Consider the following 14,242-nt stretch of genomic DNA (forward strand, 5'->3'; position numbering starts at 1 on the left):
TATGACTGCTGCCGACCCCAATGGCGCGCTCATTGTCGCTGTCATTCTCTTTTCACTCGGAGCGTTGGGCGTCCTCGTGCGCCGCAACCTGCTCTTCATGCTGATGTCGACCGAAATCATGCTCAATGCCGCATGCCTCGCGTTTATCGCGGCGGGCAATCGCTGGCATATGGCGGATGGCCAGGTCATGTTCATGATGGTCGTGGCCTTTGCCGCAGCGGAATCCGCTGTCGGTCTGGCCATCATCCTGCGCATGCATGCTGCCGGACGCTCCACGCTTGATGCCGATACCGGCAACCGTCTGGGGGGTTAGTCTCGTGGCTTCGCTGCTTCCGCTCGTTATTTTCTGCCCCCTTGCGGTCTCCATCATCCTGATGCTGACCGGGGGCAAGCTGCCCGCACGGGCCACGACGCTGCTCGTTGGCGCCGGAATGGGGCTTTGCGCCCTGTTTGCCGTGGTGTCGGCCTACAGCTTTCTCTCCGGCCCGAATTCGCTCGGTTCGCTGCACGTCGTGCTGTGGAACTGGATGAATGTTGGCTCCTTCAACGCCCAGATCGCACTGACTCTCGACCGGCTTTCGCTGGTCATGATGCTGGTCGTCTCCTGCGTTGGCTTCCTCATTCTCGTCTATGCCTGCGCCTATATGTATGACGACGAGGATATCGCGCGCTTCTTCACCTACATGACGCTCTTCGTGGCCTCCATGCTTCTGCTGGTTCTGGCTTCCGATCTGCTGGGCGTCTTCATCGGGTGGGAAGGCGTGGGGCTGTGCTCCTATCTCCTCATCGGCTTCTGGTATGGCGAACAGGCCAATGCCATCGCAGCGCGCAAGGCCTTCGTGGTCACGCGTGTCGGTGATGCGCTGTTCCTGCTGGGCATGCTGCTGATGGCGACCGCCGTTGGCTCGCTGGATATTCCGACGCTTCTGGCTGTCGGCCCCCATGCCGCTCCGCGCACCCTGACGCTGGGCATGTTCCTGCTGCTGGGTGGTGCCATGGCCAAATCGGCACAGGTGCCGCTCCAGACCTGGCTGCCTGACGCCATGGCAGGCCCGACGCCTGTTTCGGCGCTCATCCATGCTGCAACAATGGTCACGGCAGGTGTCTATCTTCTGGCCCGACTGCATGGTCTGTTCGTGATGACGCCGCTGGCCATGCTGGCCTGCGCAATCGTCGGCTTCGTGACCATTCTGCTCGCCGCTGGCAGCGCGCTGGTCCAGACGGACATCAAGCGTATCCTCGCTTATTCCACCATGAGCCAGCTTGGCTACATGTATCTGGCGCTCGGTTGCGGCGCCTGGCATGCAGCCATGTTCCATCTCGTGACCCACGCCTTCTTCAAGGCGCTGCTCTTCATGGCGGCAGGATCGATCATTCTGCGTGTCCATCACGAGCAGGACATCTTCAAGATGGGTGGTCTGCGCAAGGACATGCCCTGGGTGTTTGCTGCGTTCCTTGCCGGATCGGCCGCTTTGGCTGGTCTGCCGCTCATCACGGCCGGGTATTTCTCCAAGGAGCTCATTCTGGGCAGCGCCTATGATCTGAGCCCGATCTTCTGGGCGGGTGCGCTGTTTGGCGCCTTCCTGACCTCCATCTATATCTTCCGCTGCGTGTTCATCGTGTTCTGGGGCACTCATCGCACCCATGCTCATGGCAAGTCAGGTCTGGCGATGGCACTCCCGATGGCAATCCTGTCAGTTCTGGCCATCGGCGGTGGCTGGATGGAAATGCCGGATGCCATTGCAAACGTGCATATCTTCTCCAACCTGCTGGCGCCTGTTCTGGGCGCACTGCCTGAAGAGCATAATACCAGCCTGCTCATTCTCGGCTCGCTCGTGCCGATCGCCGGTGTGACCATCGCCTGGACGCTGTGGCGCCCCAAGGGCGAAGCACCGGTTGCTGCCGAAAGCCCTGCCATCGCGACGCTGCGCGCCGACTGGGGTTTCGACACGCTGTATGACTGGGTCTTCGTGCGGCCGTTCATGGTGCTTGGGCGCCTGAACCGTCGTGATTTCATCGATCGTTTCTATGATCTGGTTGCAGCCCTGACGCAGGGCAGCGGACATGCTGTTGCGAAGCTGCAGAGCGGCCAGGTGCGTCGCTATGCCGGCTGGATCGCAGCAGGAACGGTTGCAGCTCTTTGTCTGGCGGTATGATGATGTTTGCACTTCCCGCTCTCGTACTTATCCCCTTCATCGGGGGTCTCGCAGCCTGGCTTGTCGGGCTACGGGGCGCTTCACGCGCCGCCTGGGTATCTTCCCTGATTACCCTTGTCCTCATGGTGGTGCTCCTTGCCCAGATCACGATCAGCAGCTTTGCTGCTGGCGCCGGGGCGGGAGGATGGTTCGCCCATTTCTCCATGGCCTGGGTACCGATGCTCGGTATCAACGTACGGTTCGATCTCGACGGGCTGAGCCTCGTCATGCTCTGGCTGAACGCGGTGATCGCACTGCCTTGCGTGCTGCTCAGCGCGCGGAACGTGGCCGATCGCGCCGGGCTGTTCCACTGCCTGCTTCTGGCCACCGTGGCCGGGATCAACGGCGTGTTCATGGCGACCGATCTGTTCCTGTTCTTCTTCTTCTGGGAACTGATGCTGCTGCCGCTGTTCGGCCTCATCCTGATCTGGGGTGATGCCGGTCGTCAGCGCGCCGTGCTGAAGTTCTTCCTGTTCACGCAGGGCAGTGGTCTGCTGATGCTTCTGGCCATCCTTGGCCTGGTCATCGTCAACCAGCAGCGCACGGGCGTGATCACCTTCGATTACTTCGCCCTGTCGCAGACCGCCCTCATCGCACCGATCGCACCGGTTCTGATGCTTGGCTTCTTCATCGCCTTTGCGGTGAAGCTGCCAATGGTGCCCTTCCACGCCTGGCTGCCTGACACCTATGCGGCCTCTCCGGCTGCGGTGAGCATCCTGCTTGCCGGTGTGCTGGCCAAGACGGGTGGCTACGGTCTGATCCGGTTTGTGGTCATGCTGTTCCCGCAGGCATCGGCGCATATCGCACCGCTCGCCATGACGCTTGGCGTTGTCGGTATTCTCTACTGCGCATGGCTTGCTGTGGCGCAGGACGATATCAAGCGCCTGATCGCCTATTCGTCCATAAGCCATCTCGGCTTCATTCTGCTGGGTGTGTTTTCGGGCACGCGCATCGGTATGGAGGGCGCTATCGCCCAGATGGTGGCGCATGGTCTGAGCACTGGCGCGCTTTTCGTAATCGCCGGTCTGCTGGAAGAGCGTCTGGGCACGCGTGACATGTCGAAAATGGGTGGTCTCTGGCCTGCCATGCCGCAATTCTCGGCGCTCGCCATGTTCTTCGCTGCCGCGTCGCTTGGCCTGCCGGGCCTGGGGAACTTCGTTGGTGAGTTTCTGGTGCTGATGGGAACGTGGCAGGTCAGCCATGTCATGACGTTCTTTGCAGCAGCAGGCCTCGTTCTTTCCTCGGTCTATTCGCTCACGATGATGCTTCGTGTGTTCTACGGCCCCAAGAAGACCGAAAGCCTCGCTCCGCTTGGTGCGCCCTCCGTGCCGCATATCGCCGTTCTTGGTGTGGCAGCCCTTCTTCTCCTTGCGCTTGGTGTCTATCCGCAGCCGGTTCTGAATCTTTCAGTCCCTGCCAGCCCCCATGTCGTGAGCATCGCTCAGGAGCAGGCACAGTAATGTCTTTCTCGTTCCTTCCCAACGCTGTGCTGGTGCTCTGCCTCGGGAGCCTGGTCCAGCTGGCCGCCATCTCCTGGCGGCGTCATGTCGCCCGTGATGCCATTCTGTGCGTCATCGTGCTCGTAGCCGCCCTAGCCTCGATCATGATGCCGACAGCCCTTCTCATGAACGGGGCGCTGCCGCTTTTTGCGCCCGATACATGGGCCTCCTTTGCCGGTGCGCTGATCATTCTCTCGGTGCTTGCCATCGTTCTGATGTCGCGCCATGGCGCGATCAGCGCTGACCCGACCGTCAACAGCGAGTATTTCCTGCTGCTGACGCTGGCGACGCTGGGCGGTGTTGCCATGACCGGCGCCGTTCATTTCATCTCGTTCTTCCTCGGCCTCGAAACGCTCAGCCTTGCCCTGCTTGGTCTGATCGCCTTCCAGAACAAGCGTCTGGATGCCGGTGAAGCCGCGATGAAATATCTGCTGCTCTCCGGTGTGGCATCGGCCACGATGGTTTTCGGTTTCGCGCTCATTTATGCCGAAACCGGATCGCTGCGCTTCGCTGTTCCGGATCTGTCGCATGCTCCCGAGCCGATTATCGGCACGATGGGCGTGATCCTGGTTCTGACGGGTATGTTCTTCAAGCTTTCCGCCGTACCGTTTCATCTCTGGCTGGCTGATGTGCTTGAAGGCACTTCGGTGCCGGTGGCAGCTCTTGTGGCGGTTACCTCGAAGATCGCGCTTTTCGCCGCGATGCTGCGCTATTTCTCGTCCGTCAATCTCGGTGTGCCCAGCGCACAGGTCAACGAGATCCTGATCGTGGCCATCCTCAGCATGCTGGGTGGTAACCTGATGGCCGTGGTGCAGACCGATCTGCGCCGCCTGCTGGCAGGGTCGTCGATCGCCCATGTGGGCTATCTGCTGGTGGCCTTCCTGTCGCCGGTTCCGTTTGGCGTGGCGTCGGCTGCTTTCTATCTGGCGGCCTATGCGATCTCGACCATTGGCGTATTCGCCATCATGAACGGTGTTCTGCCGCAGGGTACGGATATCCGCGAATGGCACGGTCTGTTCCGTCGCAAGCCCGCTGCGGCCTTGGCAATGTCTGTCATGCTGGTTTCGCTGGCTGGTATTCCGCCCGCAGTCGGCTTCTTCGCGAAGTTCTATATCGTGGCAGCCGGCGTATCGGCGCATCAGACCCTTCTGCTTTTCGTGCTTATCCTGAGCAGCACGATCGGCCTGTTCTACTATCTGCGTCTGATCCTGATCATGCTGACCCCGGCACCTGCCGGTCGCGAGGCTCATGCCGAGGTAACGTCGCCGACGCCGGTCAATGCCGCGCTGATCACGGTTCTGGCCTGCGCCACCATTCTGCTGGGTATTTGCCCCAGCACTCTGGTGCAGCACAGTCAGGCCCTGATCGTTGCTTCGCCTCTGCCGGTTGCAGCGCCGACCCAGCTTCCCTGAGACAGTTCTGCCTTTGCAGGCATAGAGAAAGCTGCATGTCGCAAGGTATGCAGCTTTTTTTTGTGAGCACGATCCTGCATTGGGCGCTATCAGGCGGGGATGAGCCGTAACCCGATGCGAAAAGGCTGGTGCCCAAGCCTTCATGCCCCCATGCAGACCCATGACGGGTGGCTCGTACGTGTCACGCCCGATCTTGAGGGACTGAGCCCGGCGCAGCTGTCGTTTCTGGCTGAAATGGCAGCGCGACAGGGGAATGGACGCATCACCCTGACCCTGCGCGGCAATCTACAATTGCGCGGCTTTCAGGAAGAAGCGGCGCGCCGTTTTGCGCTGCAAGCGGCCGAGGCCGGGCTGGGTCTTGCTGACCCGCAGCGGGAATCCCGCCGTCGCGTGCTTTTCATGTCTCCTCTGGCAGGGCGTGACCCTGCCTGCGCCCCTGACACGCTGGCTCTGGCGCGTGAGATCGAGGCTGCAGTCACGGCATCGGGCTTCGACTGGCATCCTCCTGAGAAATTCGGCGTGGTTGTCGATGGGGGAGGGCTCGTGCCGTCGGGCGCCATGCGCGCCGACGTGATGCTGCGTCATGAAGGCGGCTCATGGGTGCTCCATCATGGTGCCGTATCTCAGGCGACAGACAGGCAAGGGGCTGTTGCCCTTGTGATGGAGTGTCTCGAAGCGTCTTGCAGGCAACGGATGGAGGGGAGGGCACTGCACAAGGCATCGCCTTTCATCGGCAGGAGACCTGCTCTCATGGGGGCATTTCTTCCGGGTTGTTTCGGGGTGGAAGCCGTTCTTGGCGAAATCAGCAGCCAGAGCTGTGCCTTTCTGTCAGCGACAGGCGCCACGACGCGGGTTACCCCATGGCGTGGTCTGATTCTGGAAAGCCGGATCGAAGCCGCCGATCTGATGAGCGATCCGCAGGATCTACGCCGTGCGTTGATTGCTTGCCCCGGTGAGGGGAACTGTCATCAGGCGCTCAGCCCGACCCGCAAGGATGCGCTGTCTCTTGCCCCGGCCCTTCTGGGACGCAGTCTGCATGTATCGGGTTGCGCGAAAGGCTGTGCCTCGCGTGGTCAGAGCAATGTGACCCTCGTCGCGCGCGAGACAGGTTATGATCTCATCTGGAATGGCACAGTGGCTGACCGGCCGGTCGAGACTGGCCTTGGCATCGAGGACGTGCGAAGGCGTCTGCATCGGGACGATCCCGCCGGGAAAGACAGGAAGGAAGAAAACCGCCCATGACCGAGGGGAGCTATGATTACATCCGCGACGGGGCGGCAATCTATGCACGGTCCTTTGCGACGATACGGGCAGAAGCCGATCTTTCCGGGTTCACGCCGGATCAGTCGCGTGTGGCCGTGCGGGTGATCCACGCCTGCGGCATGGTCGAGGTGACGCGTCACCTGTCTTTCTCTCCTGATTTTGTCCCGGCGGCGCGAAACGCTCTCCTCGCGGGCAAGCCGGTTTTGTGTGATTCGGAAATGGTGGCGCATGGTGTGACCCGTGCCCGGCTGCCTGCGGCCAATCAGGTCATCTGCACCCTGCGGGACAAGCGAACGCCTGAAGTCGCTACGTTCATAGGCAATACGCGCTCGGCTGCAGCGGTCGATCTCTGGGGGGATGATCTCGATGGCGCGCTCGTGGCGATCGGCAATGCCCCCACGGCACTTTTTCGCCTTCTCGAGCTGATCGAGCGCGGCGGCAAACGCCCGGCGGCGATCATCGGCATGCCGGTGGGTTTTGTCGGTGCGGCAGAATCCAAGGAGGCTCTGGCAGTGTTCAACGAAATTCCCTGGGTCGTCGTTCGCGGCAGGCTGGGGGGGAGCGCCATGGCGGCTGCCTGCGTCAACGCACTCGCAAGCGAGACAGAATGAGCGGTGTCTGTCGCATCCTCGGCATGGGGCCGGGTGATCCTGAGCTACTGACTCTCAAGGCAGTGCGTCTTCTGGCGGAAGCCGATGTGGTGGCGTGGTTTGCCGCTTGCGGCCGACCCGGACATGCGCGTGTGATTGCAGACGGGCATATCCCCCGGAATGCGCATGAGCTGCGCTTCGACTACCCCTTTACCACCGGCGTGTCGGTTGAAGACCCGCGCTATCTCGCCGAGATGGGGGCTTTTTACGATTCCTGCGCCCGGGATCTCGCGAAGGAGCTCGCTGAGGGGCGGCAGGTCGCTCTTTTATGCGAGGGCGATCCCTTCCTTTATGGTTCGGCGATGTATCTGTTCGACCGGCTCAGTCCCGCCTATCGCTGTGAGATCGTACCGGGAATTTCGGGCATGAGCGGTTGCTGGTCGGCGGCGCACTTACCGATGGTGCATGGCGATGACGTGCTGAGCGTGCTGCCTGCCACACTGGATGAAGAGAGCCTCGCGCACTGGCTCGGTCGGGGCGATGCGCATGTCATCATGAAGCTGGGCCGGAATTTCGAAAAGGTGCGTGCGGCATTGCATCGAAGCGGCCGGGATGAAAAGGCGGTCTATGTCGAGCGTGGCACGCAGAGCGGCCAGATATGTCTGCCGCTTGATCAGGCTCCGGAAAAGGCCCCCTATTTCTCGATGGTGCTGGTGCCCGGCCGCAAACGCGCCCGATGACACCGCGTCTTTTCATCGTGGGACTTGGGCCGGGCGCAGAAGACCAGGTCACGCAGGAAGCGCGTGAGGCTCTGGCACAGGCGACCGATCTGCTTGGTTACGGGCTTTATGTCACGCGGGCTGTGATACTTGGCGCAGCAGATCAGGCCGTGCCCCATATGACTGATAATCGCGAGGAACTGGGCCGCGCTCGCCATGCGCTGGAGCTTGCCATGCAGGGGCGGGTGCCGGTGGTGGTCTCTGGTGGTGATGCCGGTGTATTCGGAATGGCCAGTGCCGTGTTCGAGGCCGTGGCTGAAGGGCCCGAGGCCTGGCGCGGAATCGATATCAGGGTCATTCCCGGTGTGACCGCGGTACTGGCAACGGCGGCTCGGCTGGGTGCGCCTCTGGGCGGCGATTTCTGTGTCATCTCTCTTTCTGACAATCTCAAGCCCTGGGACGTCGTGGTCAGGCGTCTGCGCCTTGCCGCAGAGGCAGGGCTTGTGATCGCGCTCTACAACCCGCGCTCCCTGGCGCGACCGGGGCAGCTCGATCTGGGTCTGGCGGCGCTGCGCGACGTGCTGCCGGGAGAGATCCCGGTTGTATTCGCGCGTGCGATCGGACGGCCCACCGAGCATGTGCTGAGCACGACATTGTCTCAGGCGAGAGGGGAAAGCGCCGATATGAGCACGCTTGTGCTGATCGGCTGCGCCCATACGAAGCAGATAGAGCGACCGGGCCAGTCCCCCTGGCTCTATACGCTGCGTCGGGTTCCCTGACGCGCGTTCTGTGCGACCCAGTCGAGAGCTTCCCCGACGCTCTCGCATTCCTGCGCAGGCGGCAGGACAGGGCGATCGACCATGATCACTTCAAGATCGAGCTGTCTTGCAGCATCGAGCTTGGCAGCAGTGGCATCCGAGCCGGCATTTTTCGTCACGAGACACTCGATCCCGTGCTGCGTCATGAGCGCGATCTCGTCATCCAGCGAGAAGGGGCCCCGCGCCAGAATCAGGGTCGTTCGAGGCGGAAGAGACAGAGTCGGCGTTTCGATGCTGCGCAGGAGGTAGCGGTGCGGGGTCATCATGAACGGGGCAAGGTCCTTGCGCCCCGTGGTGAGAAAGACATGACGAGGCGTTTCACCCAGAACGGCTGGTACCGCGTCGATGCTGTCGACGTGCCGCCACCGTGCCCCTGGCGACGCCTTCCATGCCGGTCGGGACAGACGCAGTAAGGGAAGGGCGCATCGCTTTGCGGCCTCGACGGCATGGCGGCTCATTTGCGCGGCAAAAGGATGGGTGGCGTCAATGACCGCATCGATCCCGTTGGCGCCGAGATAGGTCGTGAGCCCGTCAACGCCACCAAATCCGCCGATCCGCTTTTCAGAAGGGACGGGAAGTGCCGAGTTTGTGACCCCCGCCAATGAAAAAATGATATGATGACCGTGCCGAGACTCTAACGCCTGGCAAAGCTGGCGTGCCTCGCTCGTTCCTCCAAGGATCAGGATCTGCATCGTTTGCCTTCTCTTGCTTTTCACTCAGGCGCCACGCCCTGGCTCACCCTCATAGGGCTTGGTGAAGACGGGTTTGAGGCGCTTTCCCGGCAGGCGCAACGGGCAATCGCCGAAGCCTGCTTCATCATGGGGGGAAGGCGTCATCTTGCCCTGATCGAGGGGAAAAGCCACGCCGAGCAGCAGTCCTGGCCCTTGCCCTATGCGCAGGCTATGCAGGTACTTGAACGTTATGAGGGCAGGAAGGTGGTTGTTCTGGCTTCCGGCGATCCGTTCTTCTTTGGGGCCGGAACACAGCTTGTCGCGCGTTTTGGGCGCGAGGCGATGAATGTCCTGCCCGGGCGTTCCTGCCTGACCGCTGCCTGTGCCCGTCTGGGCTGGTCGGCGCAGGATATCAGTGTCGTTTCCCTGTGTGGGCGCCCGCTTTCGCATCTTGTGCCACATCTTCAGCCCAATGCGCGGTTGATGCTGCTTTCTGCTGACGAGACGACACCCGCCCGGGTGGCAGCCTTTCTGAATGAACGTGGATGTGGCCAGAGCAGGCTTCATCTGCTTGAGGCCCTTGATGGCCCCCGTGAAAGCCTGCGCACTCTGCGCGCCTGCGAGGCAATGCCGGAGCCTGTTGCCCGTCTCAATATGGTGGCGGTCGAGATCGTGGCCGAAGCCGGGGCCCGGCTTGTCCCCTTGAGCAGCGGCCTGCCGGATGATTTTTTCGAGCATGACGGGCAGATCACCAAACAGGAGATCCGTGCTGTCACGCTTTCAGCCCTGACTCCTCATCCGGGGCAGGTCTTGTGGGATCTGGGGGCGGGTTCTGGGTCGATCAGTATCGAGTGGATGCTGCGTCACCCTGCCAATCGTGCCTTTGCCGTCGAGCGTGATGCGGCGCGTGCAGCGCGCATTCAGCGTAATGCCGAGACATTGGGAGTGCCGGAGCTTCACGTGGAACAGCAGGCGCTTCCCTGCACGCTACCGGCTTTTCCGCCGCCCGATGCTGTATTTGTCGGTGGGGGTGTTGGTGTGCCGGGAGTGCTCGAAACGGGTTGGGCTGCCTTGAAACCCGGTGGTCGTATGGTGGCCAACGCTGTGACGCTCGAGGGTGAACAGAGGCTTTTCCAGGCTTTTCAAGCGTGGGGCGGTGCGCTATCGCGCATCGGCGTAGAGCGTCTAGGACCGATAGGAAATGTGTTTGGATTCAGGCCCGCTATGACAGTAACCCAGTATCAGGCTGTCAAAACATGATTATCGGGGGATTGGGCTGCAAGCTCGATGCCTCACCAGAGGCGATGATTGCGGTGGTACAGCAGGCTGTCGAGCGCTGGGGATTGCCCCAGAGTTTTGCCGTGCCGCCTTTCAGGCAGAATCACGCTGCGGTCCAGGCTGTTGCCCAGCTTTTCAACCTGCCGATTGCCATTGTCGATCTTCTGGCGCTGGCTTCGGCCCAGCCGCGTTGTCTTACCCATTCCGAGCGGGCGCGTATCACCATGGGGTTCGGCTCGATCGCCGAGGGCTGCGCGCTGGCGGCACTGGGCCCGCATGCGCAGCTTCTGGGCGCGCGTATTGCCGGAGAGGGGGTGACCTGTGCCTTTGCAGCGATCGCTACCGAGATGTCTGCTGCATGACTGTGCATTTCATTGGCGCTGGTCCGGGAGCCGCCGATCTCATGACCCTGCGCGGTCGCGACCTGCTGGCGCGACTGCCTCTTTGCCTTTACGCCGGGTCGATCATACCGCGTGATATTCTGGGTTTTTGCGGACCCCAGACCCGGCTGGTTGATACGGCACCGCTTTGCTTGGACGAGATCGAGGCCATTTTCGTTCAGGCCCATCATGACGGTCTGGATGTTGCCCGTCTGCATTCGGGCGATCTCTCGATTTACAGCGCCGTGGCTGAACAGGTGGCGCGCCTGAACAGGCACAATATTCCTTACACTCTGACCCCTGGTGTGCCGGCCTATGCAGCCTCTGCCTCTCTTTTGGGGCGGGAGCTGACGGTGCCTGGATTAGTGCAGAGTCTCGTGCTGACCCGAATTTCGGGGCGGGCCTCAGCGATGCCGGAGGCCGAGACGCTGGAGGCGTTTGCAGCAACTGGCGCGACCCTTGCCATCCATCTCGCCATACACAGGCTCGATGAGGTGGTGACGCGCTTGCTGCCCTTTTATGGCCCGGCCTGCCCTGTTGCGGTTGTTGCCCGCGCTAGCTGGCCGGATGAACGTTCCGTCGAGGCGACACTTGGCGAGATTGCTGCAATCATGGCCGCCGAACCCGAGACACGCACGGCCCTCATTCTGGTGGGCCGCGCGCTCGATCCGCCTATGGCGAGAGAGAGCGCGCTCTATGACGCGCATTATCAGAGGCGGTTTCGCGGGCGCGATGAATCGCCCCTGCGTGAGGTCGTCTGATCCATTTTTGTGCATCGGCGTGAACGGATCGGGGCCGGGCAATGGCAAGTAGCCTGAATCACCGGGATGACAAGGTCACCCGGCAGGCGGACTGACTCGCTCCGCCTTGCCCGTGACCCCGACTCTATCAGATGGCGCTGTCGCCTTCCTCTGCCTGTTTTGCCGTCGCCTGCTTATGGACCTGACGCTCCATCCATTTTTGCGCAGTCAATTTCAGTTCAGGGTCGAGTTGCCGGTAAAGGCGCAGAAGATCGTCTTCATCCGGGGTGAGAACAGCCGGGATATCTTCTTCGACCATGCCTGTCAGAAAGGCTTCGGTCGATACATCGAAGAGAACAGCGAGCTTGGGGATGTATTTACGCAGACTACCAACGCGCCCTGTTTCCCAAAAAGCAACAGCAGAGCGTGAGACCCCTAGCGCATCGGCAAGTTGCTGTTGACTAAGACCCTGACTCTTGCGAAGCATTGCGATGCGCCGCGTGAGAGCAAAGCTGGGTGAAACTTCTCCCTTCTGGTTTGTCGACATGATTTTTTGTTCTCTATTCTATCAAAAATAATCAGAGTTGATATTAGCACTTGCAGGTGAGGGAAATCAGCCCCCTTTTGAGTAAAATTGGCTGGATTAATTCCATGGTTTTTTTCGTAATATATTGCCTATATGGTCAAGAAAAGCTGAGACCCGCGCCGGGTGAGAGCGGCCCGGCGGCGTCAGCAGGCTGAGTTCGGTCTCGGGAAAGCGCCAGTCAGGCAGCACGGTTTCCAGCCTGCCGTCACCAAGCGGGGCTGCAATCATGAATTCCGGAAAGACGCCCATACCATGCCCCGCCAGAAGGGCGGGCAGAAACGCCTCGGCATTATTGGCGCTATAGCGCGTTCTGGGCGGCTCAACCTGAAGCGTCTCGTGCTCGCAACTCATGCGCAGGAAATTGCCAGCCTGATTGCTCGTATAGAGAAAACCCTCATGCTGCCTGAGCTCTCTCGGATGAGACGGCCGCCCATGCCGGGTCAGATAGCCGGGTGAGGCGACCAGCAGCAGGGGGATGCGGCAAAGGCGAAGCGCACGCAGTGATGAAGGGGCATGAGCCGCAATTCTGACCGCAATATCGAACCCGCCTTCAATCAGGTCGAGCTGTTCATCCGTATAGGTGATCGACAGGGTAATATCTGGAAATCGTGCCAGAAAATCCGGCAGGAGAGGCGCAACATGGCTGAGCCCGAAAGAAATGGGGGCCGTGATCCGCAGCAGGCCGTGTGGATGATGGACGGCCCGGCGCAATTCGGCTTCGGCGGCTTCGCCCTCTCCCAGAATACGCGTGGCATGAGCCAGAACGCGATGACCGGTCTCGGTCAGGGCGAGCTTGCGTGAGGTCCGGTTGAAGACAAATGTGCCCGTCGCCTGTTCGAGGCGTGTTATCGCCTTCGAGACTGTCGGGCGCGAGAGGCCGAGAACGCGGGCCGCAGCGCTGAACGACCCCAGCTCAACAATACGGGCAAAGATAGCAAGCGCTTCGAAATCCGGCAGGCGTGTTGTCATGAAATGGAACCAATCTGTTTCCATTATTTCTATATCTTGACTCTGTCCGGTTTTCCTATGGTGAGCGCATCAAAGGAAAAGGATTTTCTCATGATCGACTATCGTCCTTTCGCCTCTCTGGGCCATGCCGATCACGGCTGGCTCAAGGCGGCCCATCATTTCTCGTTCGCGAGTTATCATGACCCCGATCGCATGGGCTGGGGGGCGCTGCGGGTCTGGAACGATGACGAGATCGCTCCCGATAGCGGCTTTCCCTCTCATCCGCATCGCGACATGGAAATCATAACCTATGTGCGACGCGGGGCTATTTCGCATCGGGATTCCCTGGGGAATGAGGGGCGCACCGAGGCGGGGCAGGTTCAGGTCATGTCAGCGGGTACAGGCATCGTGCACAGCGAAGCCAATCTGGAAAGCGAAACGACAACGCTGTTCCAGATCTGGATCATGCCTGACCGTCGCGGTCACGCGCCCTCCTGGGGCACCCGGCCTTTCCCGGTCGAGGCACGCGACAACCGTCTGGTGACGCTTGCCTCTGGTGTGGCAGGTGACGAGGACGCGCTGAAGATCAATGCCACGGCACGCGTCAAGGCCGCGACGATCAGGCGTGGCGAGACGCTTTCCTGGGCGCTTGAGCCGGGATGGTCGGGTTATGCCGTTCTGGCCTCCGGGGCGGTCAGGCTCGGTGATCTGGCGCTGAAGCCACGCGATGGCGCAGCCATTCGCGATGAAGGGTCGCTCACGATTCTTGCTGATGAGGATTCTGAAATCGTTGTGGTCGAAACAGCGGGCTGACTACCGCTGATATCGCAAATCCTGCTTTCCTACACCCTCCCCCCTAGGGTATAGGGGTTCATATGAGCGTTCAGAAGCACAAGCAGATTGCCCTTCGCCTCAAACAGGCTCGGGGTCACCTCGAGAGCATTCTCGAGATGATCGAGGCCAATCGCAGCTGCGCTGATCTCGCGCAGCAGATACAGGCCGTCGAGAACACGCTGCGCAATGCCAAGCGCAGCCTGATCCAGGATCATGTCGAACACTGCATTGTCGAGGCCATGGCCGATGGCGGCATCACCCGTGAAGATGCCGTTCAGGAATTCGCCCGTCTCGTGAAATATCTTTGAC

16 protein-coding genes are annotated in these 14,242 nt (G+C 61.0%); 13 read left to right on the top strand and 3 right to left on the bottom strand.

The genetic code is table 11. The features are described from left to right. Position 1: 1 nt before the first annotated feature. From nuoK to cobJ, 8 genes are all read left to right on the top strand, one after another. Entirely contained in the window at positions 2-313 is a 312-nt protein-coding gene (gene nuoK, locus IEV53_RS10695) for an NADH-quinone oxidoreductase subunit NuoK (protein WP_025840349.1), read from the top strand. Further along, positions 282-2,156: an NADH-quinone oxidoreductase subunit L gene (nuoL, locus tag IEV53_RS10700; RefSeq protein WP_188426841.1), complete on the top strand. Its 1,875-nt coding sequence runs from the start codon at positions 282-284 to the stop codon at positions 2,154-2,156. The genes nuoK and nuoL overlap by 32 nt, the downstream gene beginning before the upstream one ends. After that, positions 2,153-3,655 (top strand): complex I subunit 4 family protein, encoded by a 1,503-nt coding sequence (locus IEV53_RS10705; protein WP_306414290.1) that lies wholly within the window; start codon positions 2,153-2,155, stop codon positions 3,653-3,655. The genes nuoL and IEV53_RS10705 overlap by 4 nt, the downstream gene beginning before the upstream one ends. Continuing rightward, positions 3,655-5,106 (top strand): NADH-quinone oxidoreductase subunit N, encoded by a 1,452-nt coding sequence (locus IEV53_RS10710; protein WP_188426770.1) that lies wholly within the window; start codon positions 3,655-3,657, stop codon positions 5,104-5,106. Before IEV53_RS10705 ends, IEV53_RS10710 begins: the two co-directional genes overlap by 1 nt. Positions 5,107-5,205: 99 nt before the next feature. Next, positions 5,206-6,348, top strand: coding sequence for a hypothetical protein (locus tag IEV53_RS10715; RefSeq protein WP_188426771.1), 1,143 nt, complete (start codon positions 5,206-5,208; stop codon positions 6,346-6,348). Continuing rightward, a complete protein-coding gene (locus IEV53_RS10720; protein WP_188426772.1) occupies positions 6,345-6,980 on the top strand; it encodes a precorrin-8X methylmutase in 636 nt (211 codons plus the stop codon). The genes IEV53_RS10715 and IEV53_RS10720 overlap by 4 nt, the downstream gene beginning before the upstream one ends. Continuing rightward, positions 6,977-7,699 (top strand): precorrin-2 C(20)-methyltransferase, encoded by a 723-nt coding sequence (locus tag IEV53_RS10725; RefSeq protein ID WP_188426773.1) that lies wholly within the window; start codon positions 6,977-6,979, stop codon positions 7,697-7,699. The genes IEV53_RS10720 and IEV53_RS10725 overlap by 4 nt, the downstream gene beginning before the upstream one ends. Then, on the top strand, positions 7,696-8,457 hold the full coding sequence (gene cobJ, locus IEV53_RS10730; protein WP_188426774.1) for a precorrin-3B C(17)-methyltransferase: 762 nt from the start codon (positions 7,696-7,698) through the stop codon (positions 8,455-8,457). Before IEV53_RS10725 ends, cobJ begins: the two co-directional genes overlap by 4 nt. On the opposite strand, the gene IEV53_RS10735 is transcribed toward cobJ, so the two are convergent. Beyond that, a complete protein-coding gene (locus IEV53_RS10735; RefSeq protein WP_188426775.1) occupies positions 8,433-9,188 on the bottom strand; it encodes a cobalt-precorrin-6A reductase in 756 nt (251 codons plus the stop codon). The genes cobJ and IEV53_RS10735 overlap by 25 nt on opposite strands. A gap of 3 nt (positions 9,189-9,191) precedes the next feature. Here IEV53_RS10735 and cbiE point away from each other — a divergent pair, with 3 nt between their 5' ends. The 3 genes from cbiE to cobM are packed head-to-tail and all read left to right on the top strand — an operon-like array spanning position 9,192 to position 11,586. Continuing rightward, positions 9,192-10,427, top strand: a complete 1,236-nt coding sequence (cbiE, locus tag IEV53_RS10740) for a precorrin-6y C5,15-methyltransferase (decarboxylating) subunit CbiE (RefSeq protein WP_188426776.1) — start codon at positions 9,192-9,194, stop codon at positions 10,425-10,427. Further along, the gene (locus IEV53_RS10745) at positions 10,424-10,807 is read left to right on the top strand and encodes a cobalamin biosynthesis protein (RefSeq protein ID WP_188426777.1); all 384 of its coding nucleotides are present in this window, start codon (positions 10,424-10,426) and stop codon (positions 10,805-10,807) included. Before cbiE ends, IEV53_RS10745 begins: the two co-directional genes overlap by 4 nt. Next, positions 10,804-11,586, top strand: coding sequence for a precorrin-4 C(11)-methyltransferase (gene cobM, locus IEV53_RS10750; protein WP_188426778.1), 783 nt, complete (start codon positions 10,804-10,806; stop codon positions 11,584-11,586). The genes IEV53_RS10745 and cobM overlap by 4 nt, the downstream gene beginning before the upstream one ends. Positions 11,587-11,713: 127 nt before the next feature. On the opposite strand, the gene IEV53_RS10755 is transcribed toward cobM, so the two are convergent. After that, positions 11,714-12,112, bottom strand: a complete 399-nt coding sequence (locus IEV53_RS10755) for a helix-turn-helix domain-containing protein (protein ID WP_188426779.1) — start codon at positions 12,110-12,112, stop codon at positions 11,714-11,716. Positions 12,113-12,208: 96 nt separating this feature from the next. Then, entirely contained in the window at positions 12,209-13,120 is a 912-nt protein-coding gene (locus IEV53_RS10760; RefSeq protein WP_188426780.1) for a LysR family transcriptional regulator, read from the bottom strand. Between the two features lie 90 nt (positions 13,121-13,210). Here IEV53_RS10760 and IEV53_RS10765 point away from each other — a divergent pair, with 90 nt between their 5' ends. Both IEV53_RS10765 and IEV53_RS10770 read left to right on the top strand, forming a co-directional pair. Next, entirely contained in the window at positions 13,211-13,912 is a 702-nt protein-coding gene (locus IEV53_RS10765) for a pirin family protein (protein WP_188426781.1), read from the top strand. A gap of 62 nt (positions 13,913-13,974) precedes the next feature. Next, on the top strand, positions 13,975-14,241 hold the full coding sequence (locus IEV53_RS10770; RefSeq protein ID WP_188426782.1) for a metal-sensing transcriptional repressor: 267 nt from the start codon (positions 13,975-13,977) through the stop codon (positions 14,239-14,241). Position 14,242: the final 1 nt, after the last annotated feature.

The sequence above is a fragment of the Asaia siamensis genome, assembly GCF_014635085.1.
Classification (GTDB): domain Bacteria; phylum Pseudomonadota; class Alphaproteobacteria; order Acetobacterales; family Acetobacteraceae; genus Asaia; species Asaia siamensis.

Excerpts from the sequence above, each read along its gene's own strand:
- IEV53_RS10715 (WP_188426771.1), top strand. The coding sequence starts at position 5,206 with ATGAGCCGTAACCCGATGCGAAAAGGCTGGTGCCCAAGCCTTCATGCC.
- IEV53_RS10770 (WP_188426782.1), top strand. The coding sequence starts at position 13,975 with ATGAGCGTTCAGAAGCACAAGCAGATTGCCCTTCGCCTCAAACAGGCT.
- IEV53_RS10720 (WP_188426772.1), top strand. The coding sequence starts at position 6,345 with ATGACCGAGGGGAGCTATGATTACATCCGCGACGGGGCGGCAATCTAT.
- nuoL (WP_188426841.1), top strand. The coding sequence starts at position 282 with ATGCCGATACCGGCAACCGTCTGGGGGGTTAGTCTCGTGGCTTCGCTG.
- IEV53_RS10735 (WP_188426775.1), bottom strand. The coding sequence starts at position 9,188 with ATGCAGATCCTGATCCTTGGAGGAACGAGCGAGGCACGCCAGCTTTGC.
- IEV53_RS10705 (WP_306414290.1), top strand. The coding sequence starts at position 2,153 with ATGATGATGTTTGCACTTCCCGCTCTCGTACTTATCCCCTTCATCGGG.
- IEV53_RS10765 (WP_188426781.1), top strand. The coding sequence starts at position 13,211 with ATGATCGACTATCGTCCTTTCGCCTCTCTGGGCCATGCCGATCACGGC.
- IEV53_RS10745 (WP_188426777.1), top strand. The coding sequence starts at position 10,424 with ATGATTATCGGGGGATTGGGCTGCAAGCTCGATGCCTCACCAGAGGCG.
- nuoK (WP_025840349.1), top strand. The coding sequence starts at position 2 with ATGACTGCTGCCGACCCCAATGGCGCGCTCATTGTCGCTGTCATTCTC.
- IEV53_RS10725 (WP_188426773.1), top strand. The coding sequence starts at position 6,977 with ATGAGCGGTGTCTGTCGCATCCTCGGCATGGGGCCGGGTGATCCTGAG.
- IEV53_RS10760 (WP_188426780.1), bottom strand. The coding sequence starts at position 13,120 with ATGACAACACGCCTGCCGGATTTCGAAGCGCTTGCTATCTTTGCCCGT.
- cobJ (WP_188426774.1), top strand. The coding sequence starts at position 7,696 with ATGACACCGCGTCTTTTCATCGTGGGACTTGGGCCGGGCGCAGAAGAC.
- IEV53_RS10710 (WP_188426770.1), top strand. The coding sequence starts at position 3,655 with ATGTCTTTCTCGTTCCTTCCCAACGCTGTGCTGGTGCTCTGCCTCGGG.
- IEV53_RS10755 (WP_188426779.1), bottom strand. The coding sequence starts at position 12,112 with ATGTCGACAAACCAGAAGGGAGAAGTTTCACCCAGCTTTGCTCTCACG.
- cobM (WP_188426778.1), top strand. The coding sequence starts at position 10,804 with ATGACTGTGCATTTCATTGGCGCTGGTCCGGGAGCCGCCGATCTCATG.